The sequence below is a fragment of the Stenotrophomonas sp. PS02298 genome, from assembly GCF_029959445.1.
GTDB lineage: Bacteria > Pseudomonadota > Gammaproteobacteria > Xanthomonadales > Xanthomonadaceae > Stenotrophomonas.
Genome location: NZ_JASCOR010000030.1, coordinates 1 through 25,915, shown reverse-complemented (window position 1 = coordinate 25,915; position 25,915 = coordinate 1). Strand labels below are relative to the sequence as shown.

Annotated in this window: 24 protein-coding genes and 1 pseudogene; 9 read left to right on the top strand and 16 right to left on the bottom strand. The window is 64.1% G+C overall.

Features of this window, described 5'->3' with window-relative positions:
- Positions 1-24: 24 nt before the first annotated feature.
- From lptB to QMX78_RS06930, 5 genes are all read right to left on the bottom strand, one after another.
- Positions 25-744, bottom strand: coding sequence for an LPS export ABC transporter ATP-binding protein (lptB, locus tag QMX78_RS06950; RefSeq protein ID WP_282267859.1), 720 nt, complete (start codon positions 742-744; stop codon positions 25-27).
- Entirely contained in the window at positions 744-1,271 is a 528-nt protein-coding gene (lptA, locus tag QMX78_RS06945) for a lipopolysaccharide transport periplasmic protein LptA (protein WP_282267857.1), read from the bottom strand. The genes lptB and lptA overlap by 1 nt, the downstream gene beginning before the upstream one ends.
- On the bottom strand, positions 1,249-1,815 hold the full coding sequence (gene lptC, locus QMX78_RS06940; protein ID WP_282267855.1) for an LPS export ABC transporter periplasmic protein LptC: 567 nt from the start codon (positions 1,813-1,815) through the stop codon (positions 1,249-1,251). Before lptC ends, lptA begins: the two co-directional genes overlap by 23 nt.
- Complete coding sequence (locus QMX78_RS06935) at positions 1,815-2,360, bottom strand: HAD hydrolase family protein (protein WP_282267853.1); 546 nt, start codon at positions 2,358-2,360, stop codon at positions 1,815-1,817. Before QMX78_RS06935 ends, lptC begins: the two co-directional genes overlap by 1 nt.
- Positions 2,361-2,422: 62 nt before the next feature.
- Complete coding sequence (locus tag QMX78_RS06930; RefSeq protein ID WP_282267852.1) at positions 2,423-3,424, bottom strand: KpsF/GutQ family sugar-phosphate isomerase; 1,002 nt, start codon at positions 3,422-3,424, stop codon at positions 2,423-2,425.
- A gap of 52 nt (positions 3,425-3,476) precedes the next feature.
- On the opposite strand from QMX78_RS06930, the gene QMX78_RS06925 reads away from it, so the two are divergent.
- The 3 genes from QMX78_RS06925 to QMX78_RS06915 are packed head-to-tail and all read left to right on the top strand — an operon-like array spanning position 3,477 to position 5,326.
- Positions 3,477-3,707: a BolA family protein gene (locus QMX78_RS06925; protein ID WP_282267850.1), complete on the top strand. Its 231-nt coding sequence runs from the start codon at positions 3,477-3,479 to the stop codon at positions 3,705-3,707.
- 39 nt (positions 3,708-3,746) lie between these two features.
- Positions 3,747-5,021, top strand: coding sequence for a UDP-N-acetylglucosamine 1-carboxyvinyltransferase (murA, locus tag QMX78_RS06920; protein WP_282267848.1), 1,275 nt, complete (start codon positions 3,747-3,749; stop codon positions 5,019-5,021).
- On the top strand, positions 5,018-5,326 hold the full coding sequence (locus QMX78_RS06915; protein WP_282267847.1) for an EF-hand domain-containing protein: 309 nt from the start codon (positions 5,018-5,020) through the stop codon (positions 5,324-5,326). The genes murA and QMX78_RS06915 overlap by 4 nt, the downstream gene beginning before the upstream one ends.
- Positions 5,327-5,513: 187 nt before the next feature.
- Here the strand turns inward: QMX78_RS06915 and QMX78_RS06910 are convergent, their stop codons facing one another.
- The 6 genes from QMX78_RS06910 to purM form a co-directional block, all read right to left on the bottom strand.
- Entirely contained in the window at positions 5,514-6,206 is a 693-nt protein-coding gene (locus tag QMX78_RS06910; RefSeq protein WP_282267844.1) for a DUF3108 domain-containing protein, read from the bottom strand.
- 60 nt (positions 6,207-6,266) lie between these two features.
- Complete coding sequence (locus tag QMX78_RS06905; RefSeq protein ID WP_282267842.1) at positions 6,267-6,950, bottom strand: DUF3108 domain-containing protein; 684 nt, start codon at positions 6,948-6,950, stop codon at positions 6,267-6,269.
- A gap of 2 nt (positions 6,951-6,952) precedes the next feature.
- The gene (locus QMX78_RS06900) at positions 6,953-7,747 is read right to left on the bottom strand and encodes a DUF3108 domain-containing protein (protein ID WP_282267840.1); all 795 of its coding nucleotides are present in this window, start codon (positions 7,745-7,747) and stop codon (positions 6,953-6,955) included.
- Between the two features lie 63 nt (positions 7,748-7,810).
- Positions 7,811-8,470, bottom strand: a complete 660-nt coding sequence (gene purN, locus QMX78_RS06895) for a phosphoribosylglycinamide formyltransferase (protein ID WP_282267838.1) — start codon at positions 8,468-8,470, stop codon at positions 7,811-7,813.
- On the bottom strand, positions 8,467-9,075 hold the full coding sequence (locus QMX78_RS06890; protein ID WP_282267834.1) for a DUF2238 domain-containing protein: 609 nt from the start codon (positions 9,073-9,075) through the stop codon (positions 8,467-8,469). The genes purN and QMX78_RS06890 overlap by 4 nt, the downstream gene beginning before the upstream one ends.
- Before the next feature lie 12 nt (positions 9,076-9,087).
- Positions 9,088-10,146, bottom strand: coding sequence for a phosphoribosylformylglycinamidine cyclo-ligase (purM, locus tag QMX78_RS06885; RefSeq protein ID WP_343229782.1), 1,059 nt, complete (start codon positions 10,144-10,146; stop codon positions 9,088-9,090).
- 97 nt (positions 10,147-10,243) lie between these two features.
- Here purM and QMX78_RS06880 point away from each other — a divergent pair, with 97 nt between their 5' ends.
- The 3 genes and pseudogenes from QMX78_RS06880 (at position 10,244) to hda (ending at position 13,250) form a co-directional block, all read left to right on the top strand.
- Positions 10,244-11,380: a DUF2066 domain-containing protein gene (locus QMX78_RS06880; protein WP_282267830.1), complete on the top strand. Its 1,137-nt coding sequence runs from the start codon at positions 10,244-10,246 to the stop codon at positions 11,378-11,380.
- A pseudogene (locus QMX78_RS06875) lies at positions 11,377-12,465 on the top strand (AI-2E family transporter); the annotation flags it as partial. The gene QMX78_RS06880 and the pseudogene QMX78_RS06875, both read left to right, overlap by 4 nt.
- Positions 12,466-12,548: 83 nt before the next feature.
- Positions 12,549-13,250, top strand: coding sequence for a DnaA regulatory inactivator Hda (gene hda, locus QMX78_RS06870; RefSeq protein ID WP_282267826.1), 702 nt, complete (start codon positions 12,549-12,551; stop codon positions 13,248-13,250).
- A 277-nt stretch (positions 13,251-13,527) separates the two neighbouring features.
- On the opposite strand, the gene murU is transcribed toward hda, so the two are convergent.
- From murU to QMX78_RS06850, 4 genes are all read right to left on the bottom strand, one after another.
- Positions 13,528-14,229: an N-acetylmuramate alpha-1-phosphate uridylyltransferase MurU gene (murU, locus tag QMX78_RS06865; protein WP_282267823.1), complete on the bottom strand. Its 702-nt coding sequence runs from the start codon at positions 14,227-14,229 to the stop codon at positions 13,528-13,530.
- Positions 14,226-15,236, bottom strand: a complete 1,011-nt coding sequence (locus tag QMX78_RS06860; RefSeq protein ID WP_282267822.1) for a phosphotransferase — start codon at positions 15,234-15,236, stop codon at positions 14,226-14,228. The genes murU and QMX78_RS06860 overlap by 4 nt, the downstream gene beginning before the upstream one ends.
- A gap of 46 nt (positions 15,237-15,282) precedes the next feature.
- Positions 15,283-15,555, bottom strand: coding sequence for a GlsB/YeaQ/YmgE family stress response membrane protein (locus tag QMX78_RS06855; RefSeq protein ID WP_282267821.1), 273 nt, complete (start codon positions 15,553-15,555; stop codon positions 15,283-15,285).
- Positions 15,556-15,648: 93 nt separating this feature from the next.
- Complete coding sequence (locus QMX78_RS06850) at positions 15,649-17,142, bottom strand: M20 family metallopeptidase (protein WP_282267819.1); 1,494 nt, start codon at positions 17,140-17,142, stop codon at positions 15,649-15,651.
- Positions 17,143-17,376: 234 nt separating this feature from the next.
- Here QMX78_RS06850 and QMX78_RS06845 point away from each other — a divergent pair, with 234 nt between their 5' ends.
- On the top strand, positions 17,377-17,709 hold the full coding sequence (locus tag QMX78_RS06845; RefSeq protein WP_282267817.1) for a helix-hairpin-helix domain-containing protein: 333 nt from the start codon (positions 17,377-17,379) through the stop codon (positions 17,707-17,709).
- Between the two features lie 428 nt (positions 17,710-18,137).
- Here the strand turns inward: QMX78_RS06845 and QMX78_RS06840 are convergent, their stop codons facing one another.
- Positions 18,138-19,544 carry a GntP family permease gene (locus QMX78_RS06840; protein ID WP_282267815.1) on the bottom strand — a complete coding sequence of 469 codons (1,407 nt, stop codon included), beginning with the start codon at positions 19,542-19,544 and terminating at the stop codon, positions 18,138-18,140.
- Positions 19,545-19,705: 161 nt separating this feature from the next.
- Between QMX78_RS06840 and QMX78_RS06835 the strand changes: the two genes are divergently transcribed.
- Complete coding sequence (locus tag QMX78_RS06835) at positions 19,706-21,973, top strand: TonB-dependent receptor (RefSeq protein WP_282267812.1); 2,268 nt, start codon at positions 19,706-19,708, stop codon at positions 21,971-21,973.
- Between the two features lie 500 nt (positions 21,974-22,473).
- Positions 22,474-25,830, top strand: a complete 3,357-nt coding sequence (locus tag QMX78_RS06830; RefSeq protein WP_282267810.1) for a PAS-domain containing protein — start codon at positions 22,474-22,476, stop codon at positions 25,828-25,830.
- Positions 25,831-25,915: the final 85 nt, after the last annotated feature.

The following is a 25,915-nucleotide window of genomic DNA, read 5'->3' as shown; positions in this document are numbered from 1 at the left end:
TAGGGCCCGGCGTGGCGCTGCGACTCAGAGGGTGAAAGCGTCCCCGAGGTAAACACGGCGCACGTCGGTATTGGCAAGCAGATCTTCCGGTGCCCCCTGCGCCAGTACGCTGCCTTCTGCGAGGATATACGCCCGGTCGCAGATTCCCAAGGTTTCGCGCACATTGTGGTCGGTGATCAACACACCGATGCCGCGTTGCTTGAGGTGGGTCACGATGCGCTGGATCTCGCCGACCGAGATCGGGTCGACGCCGGCAAACGGTTCGTCGAGCAGGATCAGGCGCGGCTTTGCAGCCAGTGCGCGGGCGATTTCGCAGCGACGACGTTCACCGCCGGACAGGCTGGCGCCGGTCTGGTCGGCGACGTGGCTGATCTGCAGTTCCTCCAGCAGCGAAGACAGTTCGTGCTCACGGCCGGCGCTGTCCAGGTCGGTGCGTAGTTCCAGCACCAGGCGGATGTTGTCGGCCACACTGAGCTTGCGGAACACCGAGGGCTCCTGCGGCAGATAACCCACGCCCAGCTTCGCGCGTTCGTACATCGGCTCGGAGGTGATGTCCTTGCCATCAAGCACGATGCTGCCGGCATCGGCGGCGACCAGGCCGACGATCATGTAGAAACAGGTGGTCTTGCCGGCACCGTTCGGGCCGAGCACGCCGACCACTTCGCCGGCATCCAGGGTCAGCCCGAAGTCCTTGACGACTTCGCGGTTCTTGTAGCGCTTGCGCAGGCCTTGGGCAACGAGCATTACTTGGCCTCTCCCGCCGCTGCCGGCGCCTTGTTCTTGGGCTGGATCACGGTGCGCACGCGGGTGCCGTCGCCGCCGCTCTGCATCGCGCCGCTGCGGGTGTTGTAGACCATGCGCTGGCCGGCGTTGGTGCCGCGCTCGGATTCAACCTTGTAGTTGCCGGTCAGGATGATGATTTCGCTGTTGATGTTGTAGTCCATGTTGTCGGCACGGGCATTCATCCAGGTGTTGTCATCCATCTGCTGCTTCAGCGTGGCTTGCTTGCCGGTGAGGATCACGCGTTCGGTTTCGCCGTTCTTGCGGATCACATCGGCAGTATCAGCGTGGATCTCCATCGAGCCCTGGGTGATGATCACGTTGCCGCTGAACTGGCACTTGCCGTTGTCGCTGAAGTTGCAGTCGTTGTTGTTGGAATCGATGGTCATCGGCTGGTTGCGATCCGATGCCTTGGACCACGCCAGGCCAGGTGCGAGCAGGACGGCGAGCAGGGTGATCGACGCGAGCTTAGCGGGCAGCTTTGGGTTCATAGCGGGTCTTGACCTGGGAAAGGAGTGAGTACTGCTGGGATTTGAGGTTGGCGCGGAAGCCGACACCGGTCTGCGAAAGGCCCGGTCGGGTCAGCGTGACCTGTGCATCGGTGCGCGCCAGGTCCTGCTCGGCGAGAACATCCAGCGCGCTGGTACGGAAGGTGGTTGGTGGGGTCTTGCCATCGGTGGGGCTGTCACCAGCAACATTGCCGCGCAGGCGCAGTTCTTCGCCCTTGGGGCTGACCCAGCCGGTATCGGCGCTCAGTCGCCAATGCTCTCCTGCCGCGTCGGGCAGCAAGAACAGTGGCTTGGTGATGTTGGACGTCTGGTCGGCGCGGTTACGCGCCATCGACGGCGCGCGCAGCGTCATCGACTCCTTGCCCTGCTTGTCCAGGGTGACGATCTCGAAGTCGGTCAGGGTGAAGTCGGTACTGCCTTGCTCAATGGCCGTTGGCGCGGTGTTGGCGCGGTTGCGCCAGGCCGACCAGCCGCTGATCAAGGCGGCCAACAGCAGGCCAATGCCAAGAACTGAACGCCAACTCATCAGGAAAACCTCGCCAGGACTGCATCCAGTTTGCCCTGTGCGGCCAGCAGGACGTCACACAGCTCGCGCGCTGCGCCGCGTCCGCCTTGGGCACGGGTCTGCCAATGCACGCGTTCGGCGATCCACGGATGCGCATCGGCCGGGGCGACCGCCAGGCCGACCGCGCCCAGCGGCGCAAGATCGGGCAGGTCGTCGCCCATGAAGGCGACCTGATCCAGGCCGATGCCGTGCTGGTCGCACAAGGCGCGCACGCTGGCCAGCTTGTCGCCGACCGCGATCTGGGTGTCGATGCCAAGATCGGCGCCGCGGCGTTGCGCCGACAGGCTGTTGCGGGCGGTGATCAGCACCGGGTGGATGCCGTGTTGCTGCAGCAGCTTCAGGCCCAGCCCGTCCTGCACGTAGTACGCCTTGCTCTCGTTGCCGGCATGGTCGTAGAACAGCCGGCCGTCGGTCAGTGTGCCGTCCACGTCAAAGCAGGCCAGGCGGATGGCGCTGGCGGTGGCGTGCAGATTGGTGGGGAAAAGCGCTAGCGGCGAGTAGGGCATTGGCAGGCAGGATCCGTTGCGGCAGGTCGGGTGTTGGCCCGAGATCGTTGATTGTGCGGGGTTTAGACGACTTTTGCCCGCAACAGGTCATGAATGTTCAGGGCGCCGACGGGATGATTGTCGCCATCGACCACGATCAAGCCATTGATCTTGTGGGTTTCCAGCAGTCGCGCGGCTTCCGCAGCCAGCTGGTCGGCACCGATGGTACGCGGGTTGCGGGTCATCACCTGGGCGATGCTGGCGGTGCGTACGTCCAGGTCGGTGTCCAGTGCACGGCGCAGGTCGCCGTCGGTGAACAGGCCCACCAGTCTGCCTTGGGCATCGACGACGGCGGTCATGCCAAGCCGCTTGCGGCTCATTTCCATCAAGGCCTGGCTGAGGCTGGCATCGTCCCTGACGCTGGGCAGGTCGTCACCGCCATGCATCACGTCGGTGATATGCAGCAGCAGGCGTCGGCCCAGGCTGCCGGCCGGGTGCGAGCGGGCGAAGTCGTCGGCGGTGAAGCCGCGGGCATCCAGCAGGGCCACCGCCAGTGCATCACCCATCGCCAGCGAGGCGGTGGTGCTGGAGGTCGGGGCCAGGGCCAGCGGGCAGGCCTCGTGGTCCACGTTCACGTCCAGATGCACGTCGGCGGCCAGCGCCAGGCTCGATTGCGGCTTGCCGGTCATGGAAATCAGTGGATTGCCCTGGCGCTTGAACACCGGCAGCAGGGTCAGTACTTCGTCCGATTCACCCGAATAAGAGAGTGCCAAAACCACGTCATCTTCGGTGATCATGCCCAGATCACCGTGACCGGCTTCACCTGGATGCACATAGAACGACGGTGTGCCGGTCGAGGCCAGGGTCGCGGCGATCTTGCGCGCGATATGCCCGGATTTGCCCATGCCAGTGGTCACCACGCGGCCGCGCGAAGCCAGCACCAGCCGGCAGGCGGCGGCGAACTCGGCGCCAATGCGACCGCCGACCCGGTCCAGTTCGTCGCGCTCGATCTCGAACACACGGTGACCACTGGCCACCAGATCGGTGTCGCGCAATGTAGCCAGGGAAAGCGGGGAAGCAGCCATACGGGTGCCACTCGGAGAGTAGAATGGGGGTTCATTTTATTAGGAAAGCGCTTTGGACGCCGAGACCATCCGAAATCTGATCGAAGCCGGCCTGCCGGGCGCCCGCGCCAACGTGCAGGGCGACGACGGGGTGCACTTCGAGGCCACGGTGGTCTGCGAGGCATTTGCCGGCAAGATGCCGTTGGCGCGCCACCGCATGGTGTATGCGACGCTGGGCGATCTGATGGGCGGTGCGATCCACGCGCTGGCGTTGAAAACCATTACTCCGGCTGAAGCCGGCTGAGCCGGCTCACTCTCTTCTCCTTATATCGGCCTTAAATCCATGGCAAAAATCGTAGTCACCGGCGGCAATGCGCTGAGCGGTGAGGTTCATATCTCCGGCGCCAAGAACGCCGTCCTGCCGATCCTGTGCGCCACCTTGCTGGCCGATGCGCCGGTGGAAATCACCAATGTGCCGCATCTGCACGACGTGATCACCACCGTGAAGCTGCTCGGTGAGCTTGGCGCCAAGGTCACTGTCGACCAGGGCACGCTGTCGCGCGGCAGCGCGGTGGTGGTGGACCCGCGCACTGTTGATCAACATGTTGCGCCGTATGAGCTGGTCAAGACCATGCGTGCCTCGATCCTGGTGCTGGGCCCGTTGCTGGCCAAGTTCGGCAAGGCCGAGGTGTCGCTGCCGGGCGGGTGCGCCATCGGCTCGCGCCCGGTTGACCAGCACATCAAGGGCCTGCAGGCGCTGGGTGCGGAAATCAGCGTGGAGAACGGCTTCATCAAGGCCCACGTCGATGGTCGCCTGAAGGGCGGCCGTTACACCTTCGACATGGTCAGCGTCACCGGCACCGAGAACGTGCTGATGGCAGCTGTACTGGCCGAAGGCACCTCGGTGCTGGAAAACGCCGCGATGGAGCCGGAAGTAGCCGATCTGGCGCATTGCCTGATCGCACTCGGCGCGAAGATCGAAGGCATTGGCACTGCGCGGCTGGTCGTGGAAGGCGTCGAGCGCCTGCACGGCGGTCGCCACGCGGTACTGCCCGATCGCATCGAAACCGGCACCTTCCTGGTGGCTGCAGCGATGAGGGGTGGTCGCGTCACGGTGCGCAATGCGCGCCCGGACACGATGGACGCAGTGCTGCACAAGCTGACCGAAGCCGGCGCTGAGATCAGCACCACCGAAGACAGCATCACCCTGGACATGCATGGCAAGCGGCCCAAGTCGGTGAACATCACCACTGCGCCGCATCCTGCGTTCCCGACCGATATGCAGGCGCAGTTCATGGCCATGAACTGCGTGGCCGATGGCGTTGGTGTAATCACCGAGACCATCTTTGAAAACCGTTTCATGCACGTCAACGAGCTGCTGCGCCTGGGTGCCGACATCCAGATCGAAGGCCATACGGCGATCGTGCGCGGCGTGGCCAAGCTCAGCGGTGCGCCGGTGATGGCGACCGATCTGCGTGCCTCGGCGTGCCTGATCCTGGCCGGTCTGGTGGCTGCGGACGAGACCAGCATCGACCGCATCTACCACCTTGATCGTGGCTACGAGAACATCGAGGAAAAACTCAGCGGGCTAGGCGCCAACGTGCGGCGGATCGCATGATCCTCAAGGGTCGCTTCAGTCCGCGCCGCAGGGCTTTGTTGGCCCTGGTGCTGCTGGCCCTGGCCTGGTTGGGCTGGGGCTGGTACAGCGGCGTGGCCATCACCCAGGGCGTCGAGAAGGAACAGATGGACTGGAATGGCGACGGCCAGATCAGTAGCGACGAGTTCCTGCAGGCGTTCTATGCGGTGCAGGTGAAGGACAGCGAAGAGGGCGACCGCCACTGCCGCAGTTTCATCTGGCGCAGCAGTGGTGAGGAATTCCGCCGCGATTGCCGTACGGTGTTCAAGAAGGACGCCGCCGAATAGCATGCCTGCGCCGCCGCGCTGCGGCGCGTCTCGCTGGCAATGCTGGCCGCGCAAGCACAGCGCAGCCGGGATGTTGCCGCTCAGGCAGGGCACCGCTCCTGCTTCAGTCCTGTCGTTGCCTGTTGCAACTGTTGCCCAGGCCCCGGGTCTTGCCCGGGCTGGGCCTGGTTGCTGCTGTGCGCTGTGCTCAGCGCGACCAGGAGTTCATCTGCAGGCTGATCGTGGTGGCGCCGTTTTCGCGCTGGACGATGCGCACCGGTGCTGGGATGCCGGCCACGATCCACGCAATGGTCTGCTTTTCGGCGCCGCCCTGGGCCACCTTGGTGGCGTCGTAGTTGCGGCCGGCGATGGTGACCCGTTCGCGACCAATCACCCGATAGTTCATTGGCCGCGCGCGCCCGTTCTCGATCATGCGATAGGACAGGGGGCGGCCGGCGGGCACGTCGCGTGCCAACGCCAGATTGATCAGCAGGGCGTCCATGTCGCCGGCGCGCAGGGCTACCGGTCCAGCACGGGTGGGTTTGACATCGCCGCTCCAGCGCGCCTGGCCGGCGGCCCAGTTGTAATTGGTAGTGACACCGCGCTGGATCGAGGCATAGCTGCTCCGGTCGCTGCCACCCAGTGGCCGGTACTGCGTTCCCATGTCCTGGAACACGGTGGCCTGGCTCAGCTTGGCGAGCATGTGATCCACGGTCAGCAGGTACATCCAGGAACCATTGCGGGCCGGAGTGAGGGTCATCCGCGCGGATGCACTCAAACCCTTGTAGCTGGCGGTGTAACGTCCATCGAAACGCTGTACGGCTGCATCGGCAGTCGGGGCCAGGGATACAAGCAGGGCAGCTGCAAGCGGGAGCAGGGCAAATTTGCGAACAAGGGTCACGGCGGCTCTTCCATGAAAACGCCCGGCATCAGGCCGGGCGCGTTGGGGTGTGGGTGTTGGTCAGTTGATCGAACGGATGGTCAGGTCCAGTGCGTCCTGGCCGTTCTCGCGCTGCAGCAGGCGTGCTGGTACCGGCATGCCGGGAACGATCCAGGCGATCTGTTCCTTGTTGCCATCCACGCGCGACACCTTGGTGGCTTCCTGCTGCTCGCCGCCGATGGTCAGGTTTTCCTTGCCGATCACCCGGTAGGTCATGGGTTTGATGCGGCCATCGTCGACCATGCGGTAAGTCAGGGGCTTGCCGGCAGCGACATCGCGGGCAATGGCCAGGTTGATCAACAGTGCATCCATGTCACCGCTCTGCAGGCGGATCGGGCCACTGCGATCGGGCTTCACGTCGCCGGTCCAGGTGGCTTGGTTGCTGTTCCAGTCATAGCGCGCATCCACCTGCTTGCGCTTGATCAGCACCACCGAACGGTCATGGCTGCTCAACGGGCGCAGTTTGCCGCCGTGTTCATCGAACACGGTGGCCTGGCTCAGTTCCGCCATCGGGTTCTTGATCTGCAGGCTGTAGCGCCATTGGTTGTTGCCGGCAGGAGCTACCGACATCACGCCATTGGCCTGCATGCCCATGTAGCTGGCCTGGTAATTGGCGGTGAACGGCTCAAATGCCAAGGCTGGCAGGCTGGCCGCGACCAGTGCGGCGGCAGCGAGGTAACGCAGGGGGCTACGGGTAAGCTTCATGCTCAGGCTCCTTGGTATTCGATCAGGCGCAGGTCGATTTCGTCCTGACCGTCTTTGCGTTGCAGGATGCGCACCGGGGTGGGTACGCCGTTGGCGATCCACAGGATGGTTTCATCATTGCCGCCATTGGTGCGGTAGACCCGCAAGGCGTCATAGCTGAGATCACCCACCTGCACGTTCTCGGTGGTGTCGGCAGCGCGGTACTCGTACTGGCGCACCCGGCCGACATCAACGTAGCGGTACTGCAGTGCCTGTCCCGGGCGCGCATCGCGCATCAGCGACAGATTCAGCACCAAGGCGCTCTGGTCGCCGCGCTGCAGCGCAATCGGGCGCTGCCGTTCTTTCTTGAGGTCACCCTGCCACTGCGCGGTACCGGCTTGCCAGTCATAGACGCCGGTAACCTTCTTGCTCATGAACAGGGCCTTCTTGACCGTGCTCTGGCTCAATGGCGTGTAGACGCTGCCTTCGTTGTTGAACACGTTGCTCTGTTCGATGTTCAGCCCCAGGACACTGGCGAAGCCGCGCTTGCCGCGCACTGCCAAGTCCACCCGCCACTGGCTGTCGTTGTTGTGGACGACCCGCATGGTCGCATCGCCGGCTTCCTTGCGCTTGTAGAAGGCCTGGTAGGTGGCGACGAACGGCTCCAGTGCCGGCGGGGTCCACTCCAGCGCCGGCGGCGCCAGGACAACCGGTGCCTGCGCCGGATCAGCCGTTGGTGTGGGCCTTTCCTGTGCGTGGCTGACTGCTGATACCAGCAGTGTGGTCAAAACCAATGGTTTGAAAAGCGCTATGGCCATGTGGGGACGAGGGCAGAGGGGAGGGGGGATCTTGCCAAACCACACGTCAGCAGCCCGTGCGGATCAGCGACGGAGGGTTCCGGCGGAATCTAGGCGTAATGGACTAAACACAGACTGACCGTCGTAGTGGACCATGCCATCGCGTTCAGCAAGTCGGCCGGCGACCAGCAACTGTACGCTGGCCAGCAGCAGCGGGTGTTCGACCGCCAGCACGCGTTTGGCCAGCACTTCAGCACTGTCCCCGTCCAGCACCGGGACCCGTGCCTGGGCGATGACCGCTCCGGCATCCAGTTCAGGTACGACGAAGTGCACGCTGGCGCCGTGCTCGGCATCGCCGGCCTCAATGGCGCGGGCATGGGTGTGCAGGCCTTTGTGCAAGGGCAGCAGCGAGGGGTGGATGTTCACCAGGCGCCCGCTGAAGCGCTGTACGAAGCCAGCGCCGAGAATGCGCATGTAACCGGCGCAGATGATCCAGTCCGGCTGGCTTGCCGCCACTGCGTCGGCCAACGCGCTGTCAAAAGCCTCGCGGTCGGCGTAATCCCTGGGGGAGCAGGCCCAGCGCTGCGCGGGTGCCACTTTTTCCAGCGCGGCGGCGGCAGGCTTGTCGGAGAACACACCGACGATCTGCGCATCCAGCTGGCCTGCGGTAATCGCGTCCTGCAGGCATTGCAGGTTGCTGCCGCGCCCGGAGGCAAGCACGGCGAGGCGGGGCAGGGGGCTCATGCCCGCGTCTTCCGCAGCAGCGGCCACAGCGCCAGGCTGCCGAGGGTGGCCAGCAACATGTCGGCATGCGCATCCCAGATGTCGCCCTGCTGGCCGTTGTAGGCCTCTGCGGCTTCCGGTGACAGTGCCAGTGCGATGCCCCATTCCAGCCATTCGTAGGCCAGGCTGGTGCACATGATGGTCATCACCGCCAGCGTGAAGGCCTGGCCCACGCGCAGTGCTGGCCAGGTGCGCCGGGCCAGTTGGGTCAGTGCCGGGGTGAAGCAGATGCCGTACAGCAGGTGGATCAGCCGGTCGAAATGATTGCGTTCCCAGCCGAAGGCGGCGTTCGGCGACCAGCCGAACAGCGCCTGTGCCCATTGGTCATAGGGGATGTTGGAGTACAGCCAACGGGCGCCGATGCAGTGCAGGAGGATGAAGCCGCAGATGGCCGCGAAGGCGCCGCTGCCCAGTGGCCAGCGGCGGTCCACCCACCATAGCGCCAGCAGGCCGAGCACGGTCAGCGAGCTGTGCAGGGCCTGTTCCACAGGCCATAACGGTTTGATCCAGGTGAGCGCGAATACAACAAGCACGCCGATGAAGGCGGCCTTCTTGGCGGCTGTCATGTAGGCGTTGGCTCAGCCGATGTGGACGCGTTCGGCGCCGTTTTCAGCGACCACTTCGCCAATCTGCCAATGCGCCAGTTCCAACGAGTCCAGCGTGGCGTTGATGGCAGCGACCTGGTCGGCCGGCACCAGCAGCACGAAGCCGATGCCGCAGTTGAAGGTGCGCCACATCTCGCTGTCGGCCACATTGCCTTCGCGCTGCAGCCACTGGAACACCGGCGGCAGCGGCCAGCTGCTGGCGTCGATGGTCAGGCCCAGGCCTTCCGGCACCACGCGGATGATGTTTTCGGTCAGGCCGCCGCCGGTGACGTGGGCCATGCCGTGCACGGCGGCGCCGTGGGTCTTGAGCAGCGACAGGATCGGCTTGACGTACAGGCGGGTCGGCGCCATCAGCGCATCGACCAGCTTCACGCCGTTTTCCAGCACCAGATCGGCCGGGCTGCCGGCACGTTCATAGATGCGACGGACCAGCGAATACCCGTTGGAGTGCGGACCGGAGGAGGCAATGCCGATCAGCACGTCGCCGAGGGCAACGGCCGAGCCGTCCTTCAGCTCGCTCTTCTCGACGCCGGCGACGGTGAAGCCGGCCAGGTCGTACTCGCCCGGGGCGTACATGTCGGGCATTTCAGCGGTTTCGCCGCCGATCAGCGCGCAGCCGGCCTCGGTGCAGCCATTGGCGATGCCGCCGACCACGGCCGCGGCGGTGTCGATGTCGAGCTTGCCGGTGGCGAAATAATCCAGGAAGAACAAGGGCTCAGCACCCTGTACCAGCACGTCGTTGACGCACATCGCGACCAGATCGATGCCGATGGTGTCGTGGCGGCCAAGCTGTTGTGCCAGCTTCAGCTTGGTGCCGACGCCGTCGGTGCCGGAGACCAATACCGGCTCGCGGTACTTGTTGGAGAGGTCGAACAGGGCGCCGAAGCCACCCAGTCCGCCCATCACCTCCGGGCGGAAGCTGCGCTTTACCAGCGGCTTGATACGCTCGACCAGTTCGTTGCCCGCGTCGATGTCGACACCGGCGTCACGGTAGGTCAGGGGGGAGTTGGCAGAGGTCGAGGGGCTGGTCACTGGCGGCTGCACTGGCGGGGTGAACGGTCGATTTTAACAGGCCACGTTGGCGTGAAGGCCCCATTCGGGCAACAATTCCCTCCGGAATCGTCGAGCAATGGAAATTTCAATGCGCCGCAGCCTGGTCACAATCCTGTTTCTGGCGCTCTGCCTGCCAATTTCGTTGGTGCAGGCACAGTCGTCCAGCATGCGTACCGAAGGGGACGTGGCTGGCGCCAGCAGTGCCTATGAGGCCGAGGTACCGGTCAACAGCCAAAGCGAGGCCGATCGCAATGGTGGGCTGGCGCGCGCGCTGGGCGCGGTGCTGGCCAAGCTGTCCGGGGACCGCAGCGTGCTGGCGCGGCCGGGCGTGGCGCAGGCCCTGCGCAGCGCCAAGGACATGGCCGAGAGTTACGACTACCGGCAGGATCAAAGCGTCAGCGCCAGTGGCGCACCTAGCTTCCGGACCATGCTGGTGGCGCGCTTCCGCCAGGATGACGTCGACGGGCTGGTAGCGGCGCTGGGGTTGCCGGTATGGCCGCAGCCACGACCCAAGCCGGTGGTCTGGCTGGCCATCGATGATGGCAGCGGTCCACGCCTGGTCGGTGTACCGCAGTCCAATGCGGCGCGGCCATTGCTGGACCGGGCGGTTGAACGTGGCTTCAAGCTGGGCCTGCCTGCCGGCGGCGCGGCTGAACAAGCCCTGGTTGGGGCGATCTGGCGCCAGGACACCGCTGCGGTCGCGCGCGCCTCATCGCGCTATTCGCCGCCAATGCAGCTGATCGGCAAGTTGTACCGTGGCAAGGGTGGCGGCTGGGTTGCGGACTGGGTGTTTGTCGACAATGGCCGTGAACTGTCCAAGTGGACCACCAACGACGCCGATGCCCGGCGGGCGATGATGGCCGGTGCCGATGGTGCCGCCGATGCGCTGGTGCGGCGTTATGCCAAGGCGCCGGTCGGTGGTGCCGCCGGTGTTTATCGGATCGTGGTCAGTGGTATCCGCAGCGCGGATGATTATCTGCGCCTGGCGGCCACCTTGCAGAGCGTGGCGGTGGTGAAGGCCATCACCCCGATCCAGGCCTCGGGCGACCGCCTTGAGCTGGATGTCGAACTGATGAGCGGCCTGCCCGGCTTCAACCGTATGCTGGGGCGCGATGCCGCCTTGCAGCCAGTGGGTGCGGTGGACGATGGTGATGCGGATGCATCGACGGATCAGAACAGCGGCAGCCGCCGCGCGGAGTACCGCATTCGATGAGTACTGATACAGCGGAAATGGAAATCGCGCTGTTCCTGCGCCGCCTCAAGTGGGTGGTGCTCAGTGCCTTCGGGCTGTGGGTGATGTGGCTGCTGGCACCAGTGCTGACCCCGTTCGTGGTCGCCTTGATGCTGGCGTGGCTGGGCGACCCACTGGTGGACCGGCTGGAAGAAAGCGGCCGTTCGCGCAACACCGCGGTGGTGCTGGTGTTCGTGTTGATGATCCTGCTGCTGGCTTTGGCGCTGCTGATCCTGGTGCCTTTGATACAGCGCCAGATCATTACCCTGGTCACCGCCTTGCCCCAAGGGCAGGACTGGCTGATGAATACCGCGATTCCGTGGCTTGAGCAGAAATCCGGCCTGGAAATCATGGCCTGGCTGGATCCTGGTCGCTTGTTTGAATGGGTGCGCAGCCACTGGCAGCAGGCCGGCGGCGTTGCCACCACGTTCTTTGGCTACGTGTCGCGCTCGGGTTTTGCGATGGTGGCCTGGGTGATCAACCTGGCCTTGTTGCCGATCCTGGCTTATTACTTCCTGCGCGACTGGGACAAGTTGGTCGAGCGGGTTGCATCGATGATCCCGCGCAACCATATCGAGGTGGTGTCGCGTCTGGCGCGTGAGTCCAATGACGTGCTGGGTGCCTTCATCCGCGGCCAGATCGTGGTGATGATCGCGCTGGGTATCGTGTATGCCGCGGGCCTCACCCTCGTGGGCCTGAACCTGGGCCTGCTGATCGGCCTGGTTGCTGGCTTGATCAGTTTCATCCCCTACCTGGGGGCAACCACCGGCGTGGTGATGGCGGTGCTGGCGGCACTGGTGCAATCGCAGGGCTTTGACCTGCAGTTGCTGGTGCTGGTTGGCGTGGTCTTCACGGTCGGCCAGTTGCTGGAAAGCTATGTGCTGACCCCGCGTATCGTCGGTGACAAAATTGGCCTGCACCCGGTTGCGGTGATTTTCGCGGTGATGGCGGGTGGCCAGTTGTTTGGCTTCCTGGGAATGCTGTTGGCTTTGCCAGCGGCGGCGGTGATCAACGTGTTGTTGCGCTATGCGCACCAGCGTTATCGCCAAAGTGAGTTGTATGCCGGCCACGGGCCGACGATTGTGTTGGATCCGCGCAACGCTCAGGTGCCGGCGGATCTGAGCATCGTGTCGAAGGATGTAGAACCTAAGTGAGTGTGCCGCAGTTACCGCTGGCCTTGCGTTACCCGCCAGACCAGCGCTTTGAAACATTCATCGGTGCGCCGGAAGGCGCGCTGCCGCAGTTGCGTGCCGTTGCCAATGGCGGTAGCCAGGATTGGATCTATCTGGTGGGTGCCGGTGCTACCGGCAAGACGCACCTGGCCCTGGCCACTTGCGCGGCTGCATTGCAGGCCGGGCGTCGCCCTGCGTACCTGCCACTGCAGGCGGCCGGTACGCGCCTGCAGGACGCCTTGGAAGCGCTGGAAGGGCACGACGTGCTGGCGCTGGACGGGCTGGAATATGTCGCCGGTCGACGCGAACAGGAAATCACCTTGTTCGAGTTCCACAACCGCGCGCGCGCTGCCGACGTGACTGTGATCTATACCTCGCGGCTGCCGCCTGATGGCCTGGGGTTGGTGTTGCCGGACCTGCGCTCGCGTCTGTCGCAGTGCAGCCGCATCACCCTGGAGCCGCTGGATGCCGAAGGCCGTGGCGCCGTGCTGCGCGAACGTTCGGTGCGCCGTGGGCTGGTGATGGATGAGGCGACGCTGGACTGGTTGCTGACCCGCACCGGCCGTGACCTGAGCGGACTGGTGACCTTGTTGGAGCGGCTGGACCGCGAATCGCTGGCGGCAAAGAAGCGGATTACCGTGCCGTTCCTGAAACGGGTGCTGGAGAACGGGCCGGGTTGAGAGCTGGATTTTGGCCTTTTGGCTCTTGTGGGAGCGGCGTGAGCCGCGAAGCTGGTGCCGCGTCCACATACAAAAATGCCTGCGATTGCAGGCATTTTTTTATCCGAGCTTTCAGCGGCTTCGCGGTTTATACCGCTCCCACAAACAACTGGTGGACGCAGCTCTTGTAGGAGCGGCGTCAGCCGCGAAACTGGTATCGCATCCGTAAACAAAAAGACCTGCAATTGCAGGTTTCTCCTGGTCGGAACCTTCGTTGGCTTCGCGGCTTACGCCGCTCCTACAACAGCTGGGATTCCAGCTGCTGCAGGCGCTCGGGGGTGCCTACGTCGGTCCAGCGGCCGCGGTGGTGCTGGCCGCTGATCGCATTGTTGGCCATCGCCGCGCGCAACAAGGGAGCGAGCTTGAAGCGCGGCGGTGTTTCCGTGCTGCCATCGGCATCGCCAATCACGGTCTGCCAGTTCTGCAGCAGCTGCGGTCGATATATGCCGATGCCGGCAAAGGTCAACCGTGCTTGTTCGCCGTTGTCGTGCAGCAGGCCATCGGCTTCAAGAATGAAATCACCACGAGGGTGCTGCAGTGGATTGTCGACCATGACCAGGTGCGCATTGCCCTTCGGTTCGCGCGGAAGATCGGCGAAGTCGAAGTCGCTCCAGATGTCGCCATTGACCGCCAGGAACGGCGCATCGCCGAGCAACGGCAGCGCGTTGTGCATGCCGCCGCCGGTTTCCAGCGGCACCGGGCCTTCGTACAGGTAATGCAGGCGCAGGTTCCAGCGACTGCCATCGCCGAGCTTTTCCGGAAACTGCGTGGCCAGCCAGCTGGTGTTGACCACCACATCGGCGATGTCCAGCGCGGCGAGGCGCTGCAGGTGCCATTCGATCAGTGGCACACCGGCCACGGCCAACAACGGCTTGGGCGTGTGATCGGTAAGCGGGCGCATGCGCTCGCCCAGCCCGGCGGCGAAGATCAAGGCCTTCATGCGGAAGCCTTGGTGGCCATTGCCGGCTTGAGGCGGCGCTCGAACAGATCCTGCAGCGGCGCCAGCTCCGGATAGCGCGGCAACACCTCATCCAGGTAGCGAATGAAACGCGGTGCGTCTTCGAAGTAATGGCCCTTGCCGTCGCGATCACGCAGACGCACGAAGATGCCGAGGATCTTCAGATGGCGCTGCACGCCCATCCAGTCGGCGTCGCGCAGGAACTGCGGCCACGGCCGCACCGGCAGGCCGGCGGCCAGTGCCTGTGCGTGGTAGCGCGCAAGCCAGGCGTCCACTTTTTCCAGCGGCCAGCTCAGGAAGGCGTCCTTGAACAGACTGGCCGGATCATAGGCAATCGGACCGCTGACCAGATCCTGGAAGTCCAGCACAGCAGGGCCTCCATCAACCGGCATCAGGTTGCGCGGCATGAAGTCGCGGTGGGTCAGTACCTGCGGTTGGTTAAGCGCGTTGTCCATCAGGCGCCGTTGCGCCAGTTGCAACTGCTCGCTTTCGCCGCAGTCCAAGCTCAGGCCGAGGTGGCGTTGCACGAACCACTCTTCAAACAGGCCAGCATCACGCTGCAGCAGTGCCTCGCCGAACGCGCCCATGCCTTCGGGCACCGGAATCGACTGCAGACGAATCAACTGCGCGAAGCTGGCGTCGAACCACGCATCGGCGGTGTCGTCAGTGATGAAGCGAGCCAAGGTAGGGCCGCCCAGGTCTTCCAACAGCAGGAAGCCGTTGTCGACATCGCGCGCCAGCACCTGCGGTACACGCACGCTGTTGGTTTCCAGCAGGTCGTGCATGCGCAGCCAGGGGCGTACATCTTCCAACCCGGGCGGTGAGTCCATCACGATGTGGCTGCCGCGTGCGCTGGTGCTGCGCCAATAACTGCGGAAACCGGCATCGACCGATGCACGTTCAAGCGTGGTGGCAGGGTCGCCGAGTGCGGTGCAGGTCCACTGCAGGCGTTGTTGGGCGCGCAGCGGATCGGAAGCGGGATCGTTCATGGACACTACAAGTGAAGCGGCGCCCGCAGGCGCCGTTGGGATGGAGTCAGCGCTTGCCGCCGCTGACCAGGCGCAGCAGTGCCAGCAGGGCGATCGCGCCAATGATGGCGCCGATGAAGCCGGCCGGCTGACCGGCGGCATACCAACCCATCTCACGGCCGAACCAACCGGCGAATACCGCACCAGCAACGCCGAGCACGATGGTCAGCAGGCAGCCCATACGGTTGTTGCCGGGCATGAAGAAGCGCCCGAGCAGGCCTACGAAGAAGCCGATCAGGATGATGTACAGCCAGCTGTCGCTGCCAAACAGTCCGCTCATGTTCTTGCCCGTGCCTGAGAAAAACGCAGCCTAGCAAGGCCAGGCTGCGTTCGTCATCAAACCATCAACATCCGACCAACAACGTCGGACCGATCAGCAGCAGCCGTGGCCACCGTGACGGGTGCCGCTGTCGGCGGCCACCGGCGAACCGCTGGTTTCGCCACGCAGGCTGGCGGCGTGGTGGTCGAACAGCACCTTGGACACGCAGGAGGTGACGCGCTTGCCCATCGGGATGTGCAGGAACTCGTTCGGGCCGTGTGCATTGGAATGCGGACCGAGCACGCCGGTGATCATGAACTGCGCACCTGGGAACTTCTCGCCCAGCATGCCCATGAACGGGATCGAGCCGCCTTCGCCCATGTACATCGCCGGCTTGCCGAAGAAGGCCTGGCTGGCGGCGTCGATGGACTGCTCCAGCCACGGCGCCATCGCCGGTGCGTTCCAGCCGGTGGAGGCTTTTTCCAGGTCCAGGCTGACGTGGGCGCCGTTCGGCGGATCACGCAGCAGGGCTTCCTTCAGCAGCTCGCCGCAGGCCTTGCCATTGGCGGTCGGCGGCAGGCGCAGCGACAGCTTCACCGAGGTTTCCGGACGCAGCACGTTGCCGGCCGATTCCAGCGGCGGCATGCCGCCGATGCCGGTCACCGACAGGGCTGGGCGCCAGGTGCGGTTGAGGACCAGCTCGGTCAGCTCATCGCTCATCGGCTTGAGACCGTCGACCAGCGGGAACTTGTCGAAGATGGCGGTATCGACCACGTCGGCAGCGCGCTTGGCCTGTTCCAGGCGCTCGGCCGGGATTTCAGTGTGCAGTCCTTCCAGCAGGATGCGGCCGGTGTTCTCGTCCTCGATGCGCGACAGCAGCTGGCGCAGCAGGCGGAAGCTGGACGGCACCACACCGGAGGCATCACCGGAGTGCACGCCTTCGTTGAGCACCTTGACGGTGAAGTTGCCGCCGGTCAGGCCGCGCAGCGAGGTGGTGCACCACAGCTGGTCGTAGTTGGCGCAGCCCGAATCCAGGCAGACCACCAGCGACGGCTGGCCAATGCGCTCGGCCAGATGGTCGACGTAAGCCGGCAGATCGTAGGAGCCGGATTCCTCACAGGCTTCGATCAGGATCACGCAGCGGGCGTGCGGCAGGCCTTGTTCCTGCAGCGCCAGCACCGCGGCCAGCGAGCCGAAGATGGCGTAGCCGTCATCAGCGCCGCCGCGACCGTACAGCTTGTCGCCGCGCAGCACCGGAATCCACGGGCCGAGGTCGTCGTCCCAGCCGGTCATTTCCGGCTGCTTGTCCAGGTGGCCGTAGAGCAGCACGGTGTCATCGCCGGTTTCCGGGCCGGTGGCCGGGATTTCCAGGAACAGCAGCGGAGTGCGGCCTTCCAGGCGAACCACCTCGACCTGCAGGCCGGGAATGGTCTGCGCCTTGGCCCAGCTTTCCATCAGGGTGACGGCCTGCTCCATGTAGCCGTTGGCGACCCAGTTGGCGTCGAACATCGGCGACTTGTTGGGGATACGGATGTAATCGACCAATTGCGGGACGATGTCGTTGTCCCACTTGTCGCTGAGAAATTGGCCGATCTTGGCGCTGTCCATCTGGATCTCCGATAGCAATGTCAGGTGCAACCATTCTACGCCGCTCCCTTGTTAATCGGGCTGGCGACGGTTTCATCAGTGAATTTTTGTAGGACTTTTCCTACAAGGGCCCGGGTGGTTGGCTGGCTGTTTGCTGAACCCGCCCCGGATATTCTGGATTCATGTGGCGCGGAACACTGATCTGACCGGCGGGATAGCCAGCCGATCAATGACCAAGCCACAAGGAGTACAGCGATGAAGCTTTTTACCGTAACGCTGCAGTCTCTGATTCTCGCATTGTTGTTGACGCTTACGGCGCAAGCCAAGGACAAGGTCGACATCAATACCGCCTCCGCGGCGGAGCTGAATCAGGTGTTGGTGAATGTCGGCCCTTCCAAGGCGCAGGCGATCATTGAACACAGACAGGCCAACGGGCCCTTCAAAAGTGTCGAGGAACTGGCACTGGTGAAAGGAATCGGATTGAAGACGGTCGAACGGAATCGTGACCTGATCGAAGCAAGGGCCGGAGCTGCCCCTGCCAAGAACGCTACCGGGACGGTAGCTGCGCAGCCGGTTGAGAGGCGCTGAGCGGAAGGAATCGAATAGTGAGCCGTCAGGATGACGGATCATCAGGAACCCGAAAAGGGCAGGACGCTGGGGGCTGGCAGGATGCCAACAAGGATGTGAGGTCGTCCGGTGGTGCACAGTGACGTGCAGCCGGGCGATTTTTCTGTCTCTGCTCCAAAGAACAAGGCCCGGGTTTTCCCGGGCCTTGTTCTTTTCTGGGAGTTCGCGATTGGGGATTGGTGATTCGCAAGAGCCGGTACGAGCTCCGGGTTTGCGCACGCGGCACCATCGGCCTGGTGCGCATGCAGCCCGGGTAAGCACAGCGCACCCGGGGCTTTCCGCAAGAACCCCGGGTGCGCTGCACTTACCCGGGCTACAAAAGCGGTGCCTGCCCTGCAATCTGCGTGTTGCCAATAGTCGCCTTGGCCCAGACCAGGTCAGGTGGCTGCTTAAACCAAGCCGGTCGCGTAGTAGACGCCGATGATCGCGAACACCGCCAGCGTCTTGATGATGGTGATGGCGAAGATGTCCTTGTAGGACTGGCGGTGGGTGAGGCCGGTGACGGCCAGCACGGTGATCACCGCGCCGTTATGCGGCAGTGTGTCCATGCCGCCGGAGGCCATCGCCGCCACGCGGTGCAGCACTTCCATCGGAATGCCGGCAGCCTGCGCATTGGCGATGAAGCTGTCGGCCATTGCCGCCAGCGCGATGCTCATGCCACCTGACGCCGAGCCGGTGATGCCAGCCATGGCGGTGACTGAAACCGCTTCATTGACCAGCGGGTTGGGGATCGAGCCCAGTGCATTGGCCACCACCAGGAAGCCGGGCAGGGCGGCAATCACCGCACCAAAACCATATTCGGAGGCGGTATTCATCGAGGCCAGCATGGCGCCGCCGATCGCCGACTTGGTGCCCTCGGCAAACGAGGCGATCACCGGCTTCCAGGCAAAGGCGATGACGCTGAGGATGCCCAGCAGCAACGCACCCTGCACGGCCCAGATCGCTCCCAGCTTGGAGACTTCCTGCACCACCGGTGCCGGGTTGCCGATCACCGCAGGAATGAAGGACTGGGTTTCGCCGTAAAAGCCGGGAATCCAGCGGGTGAACAGGAAATTGGCCACACCGACCAGGATCAGCGGGGTGATCGCCACCAGCGGATGTGCCAGATTCTGGCCGTGGAAGGGTTCTGGCTCATTGCGCAGCTCGTCGTTGGCGCCCGCATAGCCCTCGCCATTGCGCACGGCGACACGGCGGCGCCATTCCAGGTAGCTCATGCCCAGGATCAGGATCACCACGGTGCCGATCACGCCCAGCCACGGTGCGGCCCAACTGTTGGTGCCGAAGAACGCCGAGGGAATGATGTTCTGGATCTGCGGCGTGCCCGGCAGCGCGTCCATGGTGAAGGTGAAGGCACCCAGCGCGATCGTGCCGGGAATCAGGCGCTTTGGGATGTTGCTCTGGCGGAACAGCTCGGCGGCGAACGGGTAGACCGCGAACACCACCACGAACAGCGATACACCGCCGTAGGTGAGCAGCGCACAGACCAGCACGATCGACAGCATTGCGCGCTTGGCGCCAACCAGCTTGATGGTGGCGCTGACGATGGACTTGGAGAAACCCGAGACCTCGATCAGCTTGCCGAACACCGCGCCCAGCACGAACACCGGGAAGTACAGCTTGAGGAAGCCGACCATCTTGTCCATGAACAAGCCGGTGAACATCGGCTGCACCAGCGTGGGATCGGTCAGCAGCACTGCGCCCAGCGCCGCCACCGGCGCGAACAGGATCACGCTGTAGCCGCGGTAGGCGACGAACATCAGGAAGCACAGGGCCGCCAATACGATCAGAAACGACATTCACAGCTCCCCGGCCAATACATTGCCGGCGAGTATCAGGATCGGGGGCGGTCCGGCCCACTGTACGAAGGGACGATACGCGGTCGGCTAACGCTCCATTAACGTGCGCTCCATGGCGACATTCGTGTGTCGCAACGTCATACCCGGGAGGAGGGAGACCAATGAAGCGCAAGTATCTGAGTATCGCCATCGGTGGCATTCTGCTGGCACCGGCCGCATTCGTGCAGGCGCAGGAGCAGCAGGCTGTGCCGGCAGGCACCAAGGCGACGCAGCTGGACGAAGTGACCGTGACCGCGCGTCGCCGCAGCGAGTCCATCCAGGACGTGCCGGTGGCGGTCAGTGCCTTCGGCGAGGAACAGATCAAGGATCTACAGGCTTCGACCGTGGAAGGCCTGCAGGGCGCCGTGCCCAACATGAACATCGCCCAGGGCCGTGGTTCGGCCAACAGCGTCAACGTCTTCATCCGTGGCATCGGCCAGCCCGATGCGCTGCAGACCTTCGACCCGGGCGTGGGCATGTACGTGGACGACGTCTACTACTCGCGCATCAATGGCGCGCTGTTCTCGTTGTTCGACATCCAGCAGCTGGAAGTGCTGCGCGGCCCGCAGGGCACGCTGTACGGCAAGAACTCCACCGGCGGCGCGATCAAGCTGACCACCAAGAACCCCTTCGACAATGAAGGCGGTGCAGTGGAAGTGACCGCTGGTGACTACGGTCGCCTGGAAGGTCGCTTCTACGTCTCGGGCAAGCTGAGCGACACCGTGGCTGCCAGCATTGCCGGCGCCAAGATCACCAATGACGGTTACGTCAAGGATGCGGTGACCGGCAAGCGTTACAACGACGATGACACCGAGGCATTGCGCGCGAAGCTGGCCTTCCAGCCGACCGACAACTTCAGCGCGGTGCTGTCGCTGGACACCACCAAGCAGGACGCGGCACTGACGCTGGGCCGTCCGATGGCGGATCTGCGCCGCACCGATCTCGCGCTGGGCTCGGTAGTATTGACTCAGGGTGAGAAGGGCGAATGGAACCGCCGCGCCAGCACCTCGTTTGATGATGGCCAGGGCCAGTACCTGAAGCATTCGGGTGCATCGCTGGCGATGAACTGGGACATCAACGAACAATTCACCTTGAAGAGCATCACCGCCTACCGCAAGCTCAAAACCAAATCGTACATCGATATCGATGCGACCGAGTATGAGCTGGGCGATGTGCTGGTGGCGCTGGACCAGGACCAGAAGAGCCAGGAATTCCAGCTGCATTACGACAATGGCAGCAACCTGCACCTGACATTCGGTGCCTACTACATGAAGGAGCATGTGCCGTCCTACCAGGAGGCATACGCCAGCGACCTGTTCGCCATTGCCGGCACCCCGATCAGCTTCCTGCGCACGATCGAAGATGACCTGACGACGACCTCCAAGGCTGCCTTTGCACATGCGAACTGGGAGTTCATGCCGACCTGGACGCTGGCCGCTGGTATCCGCTGGACCAAGGACACGAAGGACTACGAGCGTAGCACCAGTACCTTCTGGGGCGTGCCGTTTGGCGGCTTGAACGAGACCGTGCCGTTCCCGCTGACCTCGGCATCGTGGACTGCGACCACGCCGTCGGTGAGCCTGCAGAAGGCCTTCAGTGACAACCTGATGGCCTATGTCTCGGCCAACCGTGGCTTCAAGTCCGGTGGCTTCAATGGCCGCGCCAATTCGGCATATGAGGTGAAGACGGCCAAGTTCAATCCGGAGTACGTCTGGACCTACGAGGCTGGTTTGAAGGGCAGTTCGGCTGATCGCCGTATCCGCGGTAGCGCAACTGCGTTCTACAGTAACTACGAAGACTTCCAGGCCCGCGTCTCGGAAATCTCCAACCCCGGCGCTGCCGTACCGGACTTCAAGTTCCCCGTGTTGAATGCCGCCAAGGTGAAGATCAAGGGCATCGAACTGGAAGGCAGCGCTCTGTTGGGTGAATCCACGACGCTGAGCGGCCAGTTGAGCTGGCTGGATGCCAAGTACGACAAGTTCGATGATCCGCGCAACGATCCGACCTACCCGGGCTATGACCCCGTCAACGTCGTCCACAAGCACGTACCGTTCTCGCCGGACTGGACTGCGCGCGTGGCCCTGCAGCATGTGTTCTCGCTGGGCGAGAGCGGCAACCTGACCCTGGGCGGTGACGTCTCCTATCGCGGCGACACCTGGTTGTCGGTGGACAACCGCGATGTGCTCAGCCAGAGCGCATACACGCTGCTGGGTGCCTACGGGGTATGGGACTCGCCGCAGCTGGCGTGGCAGGTGCGTGCCGGTGTGCGCAACCTGACCGACAAGCAGTACATGACCGAAGGCCAGGAATTCGCCAGCATCGCCAACATCCAGACCGCGTACTACGGTCTGCCGCGCAACTGGTATGTGTCGGTGCGTTACAACTTCTGATGATGTAGCCGGTGACGGCTGTCTGATTGGTATGCAAGGCAGTCCTCTCCCGCACGGCGGGGGAGGGCTTTTGCGTTTGTTGTTGGTGCTCTGGTTGTAGCTGCGGCGGTGGTTACCGGAGCAGGTGCTGCTGCTTTGGCTTTGGCTTTGGCGTTGGCTGTTGCTGTTGCTGTTGCTTTAATCCCCTCTCCCGCAGGCGGGAGAGGGGGTGGGGTGAGGGCAGCTTCTGCTTTTGGCTTTCGAGCTCTGGCTTTTGATGAAAAAGCTAAAGAACAAACTCCTGGCGAACCGCACCCTCACCCCAACCCCCAACCCCCGCTCCGCGCCCCGGCCCCCGCGCCAGCGCGAGGGCGCTCGATGAAGCGCGAACCTATGGTTCGCAAACGCATCTTCTCGCCCCGGAGGGAGAGGGGCTCTGAGCAACGGCTTTGAGCAAGCACTCCTTCATCCTTCCTTCCTAACTCCGTATCCTGCCAAGCAGCTTCCGGGAAACGCTTTCCATGTTGAGTCTGGTAACAGTGGCCTTGGCGGGCCTGGCCTGGCTGGCCTTGATGTTCGGCGTGGCCTTGTACGGCGAACGCCGGCCCACCGCGTTTGCCCGCCATTGGCGGCACATCTATGCGCTGTCACTGGCGGTGCACTGCACTTCGTGGACCTTCTACGGCACGGTCACCCAGGCCGCCCGTCACGGCTGGCCGCTGCCACCCACCTTCGTCGGCGCCATCCTGTTCTATGCGCTGGCCATCGGCGTGATGATGCGCTTGGTGCGGTTGGCGCGCGAAACCAACGCGACCTCGCTGGCCGACCTGATCGCCGCGCGGCTGGGCCGCGATGCCTGGTTGGCGGCAACGGTGACGCTGGTGACCGTGCTCGGCTTGATTCCGTATATCGCATTGCAGCTCAAGGCAGTGGCGATGAGTTTCGGTATGATCACCTCGCGCGCGGTGGAGGCCGGGCAGGGCGGTTCGATCTGGCAGGACAGCGCCTTGTATGTCGCGCTGGCGATGGCCTTGTTCGCGATGTTGTTTGGCGCACGCCGCGCTGATGCCTCCGAGCACAATCGCGGGCTGGTGCTGGCAATGGCGGCCGAATCGGTATTCAAACTGGGCGCGATGCTGGCGCTGGGGGTATTTGTCTGGTTTGGCTTGAAGGGTGTGCAAGCAGCCCCCGTGGCACCCGTCAGCGCGCCTGAGGGCGGCTTCATCCCGCTGGTGATACTTGGCGGACTGGCGATGTTCCTGCTGCCGCATCAGTTCCATATCGGCGTGGTGGAGTGCCGCGATCCTGCCGATGTGCGCACCTCACGCTGGTTGTTCCCCTTGTATCTGCTGTTGATCGCGCTGCCCATCCTGCCCTTGGCACGCGCCGGTACGCTGCTGCTGGGCAATAGCGTGCCTTCCGATATGTATACGCTGGCGCTGCCGTTCGCCGCTGGCCATGAAGGGGTTGCCCTGTTTGCCTTCCTCGGTGGCCTGAGTGCAGCGACCGGCATGGTCGTGGTCAGTACGCTCACGCTAAGCCTGATGATCGGCAACCATTGGTTTGCGCCAGGTCTGGTGCGCAGCGCGTGGGCGCGCGCCGGCGGTGGTGATCATCGACGCGAACTGGTGTGGCTGCGACGCGCAGGCATCTGCGTGATCATGCTGCTGGCCTGGGGCTATAGCCGCCTGATTGGCGGTGGCAATGTGCTGGCCGACATCGGTGCGGTGTCGTTCTCGGCGATGGCGACGCTGGTGCCGGTGCTGGCGTTCGCCATCTGGCGACCGCAGACGCCACCACGTGCCGCCATTGCCGGTGTGGTCGCCAGCTTTGCGACCTGGGCCTGGGTACTGTTGCTGCCATCGCTGCTGGAAAGTGGCGGGCGTACACCGATGTGGCTGCAGCAGGGGCCGTTCGGATGGCAGTGGCTTGCCCCGCAAGGTCTGTTTGGCCTGACTGGCTGGACGCCGCTGGGACGGGCCGTGGGAGCGAGTCTTTTCGTTGGCACGGCGGTGACCTTGCTGGCGATGGCATGGCGTCGCGACACGCCCGATCGCATCAGCCGCAACCTGGATGCCGATACCCTGCGCAATGCGGGGCGCCGCTTCCTGCCCGACGAGCGCGTGCAACAGCTGTTGGCAGACGCGCCGCGCAGCGGTGCGGTGCCAGCTTCGATTGAGGCCAGCATCGAGCGCGAGTTGTCGGCGGTGCTCGGTGCCGCCTCCGCGCGCCTATTGCTGGATGCCGCACGCCGCGAAGGGAATGAGCTGGCGACCGTGGCAGCCATCGTCAGCGAGGCCTCGCAGGATCTGCGTTTCAGCCAGCAGGTGCTGCAGGCCGCGTTGCAGAACATGAGCCAGGGCATCAGCGTGATCGATCGCGAACAGCGTCTGGTGGCGTGGAACCGCCCTTATGCGCGCATGTTCGGTTTCCCCGATGAGTTGCTGCAGGTCGGGAGGCCGATCATGGACCTGACCCGCTGGGCGCTGCAGGCGATGCCGGCGCGCGGTGGCGATGAGCGTGCGGTGGACCGGCGTCTGGCATTCATGCGCGCAGGCACGCCACACCTGACCGAGCGCGTGTTTCCCGACGGCAGCATCGTCGAGATCCGTGGCAATCCAATGCCCGGTGGGGGCTTCGTCGCCACCTTCACCGACGTCACTGAATTCCGCCGTAGCGAGCGCGAACTCAAGCGCAGCAACGAGACGCTGGAGCAGCGCGTTGGCGAACGTACCGCGTTGCTGGAATCGGCCAAGCGTGAGGCCGAGCGGGCAAACGATGCCAAGAGCCGCTTTCTGGCCGCGGTGGGACATGACCTGCTGCAGCCGCTGCACGCTGCGCATCTGTTCACCGATACGCTGGCGCAACAGGTGGAGTCCAGCCAGCAGCAACAGGCGGTGGTGCAGATCCGTGGCGCCTTGGATTCGACCACCGATCTATTGACCGGCCTGTTCGACATGTCGCGGCTGGAAGCCGGTGGGCTGGTACCGCAGCCGCGCGACCTGCCGCTGGCTGAAGTGCTGGACCCCTTGGTCTCGGAGTTCCGTGCGCTGGCCACTGCGCGTGGGCTGGCGTTTCACTATGTGCCCACCGTTGCCTGGGTGAACAGTGATCCGCAGCTGCTGCGACGGGTGCTGCAGAACTTCCTTGCCAATGCGGTGCGCTACACAAGCCAGGGCGGTGTGCTGTTGGGCGTGCGCCGTGATGGCGAGCGCCTGCGGGTTGAGGTACACGACACCGGCCCGGGCATTGCCAAGGAGGAGCAGCAGCGAATATTCGAGGAGTTCCGGCGCGGCGAGGACAGCAGCGGGCAGGGGCTTGGCCTAGGCCTGGCGATCGCCGATCGTATTGCGGGCCTGCTGCATGCACCGCTGCGGCTGCGCAGTGAGAAAGGGCAGGGCACGGTCTTCTCGGTGTCGTTGCAAAGCGTGAGCTCGCCGCAGATAGCGAACCAGCCGCGCACACGCAATGCGGCAACCTCGGGCGGCGTGCCGGTACTGGTGGTTGATAACGATCCTGCCGCCCTGCAGGGATTGGCCGGACTGCTGCGCGGTTGGGGCTATGAAGTGGCCGAGGCCTCGGGCGAAGCGCAGGCGGTGGCGGCATTGCAGCAGATGCCTGCGAGTCTGTGGTTGTTCGACTACAACCTGGACGATGGCGATACCGGCACTACATTGCAACTGCGGCTGGGCGAACGCTTTGGCGCGCGGCCTACGTTGATCCTCAGCGCCGATGACAGTCTTGCGACGCGGCGCGAAGTGTTGGAGCAGGGATTGACGCTATTGCACAAGCCGGTGCGGCCGCTGGCATTGAAGTCGATCCTGGATCGATTGTTGGCGGCGGATGCATTGCGGCCCGGGACCGGTGGCAGGGAATAGGGACAGTGCTATCGGTCGGAGTTGGTAGCCCGGGTAAGCGCAGCGCACCCGGGGCTTTCCGCATGGAGCCCCGGGTGCGCTGCGC

Coding starts and splice junctions, on each gene's coding strand:
- QMX78_RS06840 (WP_282267815.1), bottom strand. CDS start 19,544: ATGTCGTTTCTGATCGTATTGGCGGCCCTGTGCTTCCTGATGTTCGTC.
- lptA (WP_282267857.1), bottom strand. CDS start 1,271: ATGAACCCAAAGCTGCCCGCTAAGCTCGCGTCGATCACCCTGCTCGCC.
- lptC (WP_282267855.1), bottom strand. CDS start 1,815: ATGAGTTGGCGTTCAGTTCTTGGCATTGGCCTGCTGTTGGCCGCCTTG.
- lptB (WP_282267859.1), bottom strand. CDS start 744: ATGCTCGTTGCCCAAGGCCTGCGCAAGCGCTACAAGAACCGCGAAGTC.
- QMX78_RS06860 (WP_282267822.1), bottom strand. CDS start 15,236: ATGAACGATCCCGCTTCCGATCCGCTGCGCGCCCAACAACGCCTGCAG.
- QMX78_RS06915 (WP_282267847.1), top strand. CDS start 5,018: ATGATCCTCAAGGGTCGCTTCAGTCCGCGCCGCAGGGCTTTGTTGGCC.
- QMX78_RS06905 (WP_282267842.1), bottom strand. CDS start 6,950: ATGAAGCTTACCCGTAGCCCCCTGCGTTACCTCGCTGCCGCCGCACTG.
- QMX78_RS06835 (WP_282267812.1), top strand. CDS start 19,706: ATGAAGCGCAAGTATCTGAGTATCGCCATCGGTGGCATTCTGCTGGCA.
- murA (WP_282267848.1), top strand. CDS start 3,747: ATGGCAAAAATCGTAGTCACCGGCGGCAATGCGCTGAGCGGTGAGGTT.
- QMX78_RS06850 (WP_282267819.1), bottom strand. CDS start 17,142: ATGGACAGCGCCAAGATCGGCCAATTTCTCAGCGACAAGTGGGACAAC.
- murU (WP_282267823.1), bottom strand. CDS start 14,229: ATGAAGGCCTTGATCTTCGCCGCCGGGCTGGGCGAGCGCATGCGCCCG.
- QMX78_RS06930 (WP_282267852.1), bottom strand. CDS start 3,424: ATGGCTGCTTCCCCGCTTTCCCTGGCTACATTGCGCGACACCGATCTG.
- QMX78_RS06880 (WP_282267830.1), top strand. CDS start 10,244: ATGGAAATTTCAATGCGCCGCAGCCTGGTCACAATCCTGTTTCTGGCG.
- QMX78_RS06900 (WP_282267840.1), bottom strand. CDS start 7,747: ATGGCCATAGCGCTTTTCAAACCATTGGTTTTGACCACACTGCTGGTA.
- purN (WP_282267838.1), bottom strand. CDS start 8,470: ATGAGCCCCCTGCCCCGCCTCGCCGTGCTTGCCTCCGGGCGCGGCAGC.
- QMX78_RS06935 (WP_282267853.1), bottom strand. CDS start 2,360: ATGCCCTACTCGCCGCTAGCGCTTTTCCCCACCAATCTGCACGCCACC.
- QMX78_RS06830 (WP_282267810.1), top strand. CDS start 22,474: ATGTTGAGTCTGGTAACAGTGGCCTTGGCGGGCCTGGCCTGGCTGGCC.
- QMX78_RS06890 (WP_282267834.1), bottom strand. CDS start 9,075: ATGACAGCCGCCAAGAAGGCCGCCTTCATCGGCGTGCTTGTTGTATTC.
- QMX78_RS06845 (WP_282267817.1), top strand. CDS start 17,377: ATGAAGCTTTTTACCGTAACGCTGCAGTCTCTGATTCTCGCATTGTTG.
- QMX78_RS06855 (WP_282267821.1), bottom strand. CDS start 15,555: ATGAGCGGACTGTTTGGCAGCGACAGCTGGCTGTACATCATCCTGATC.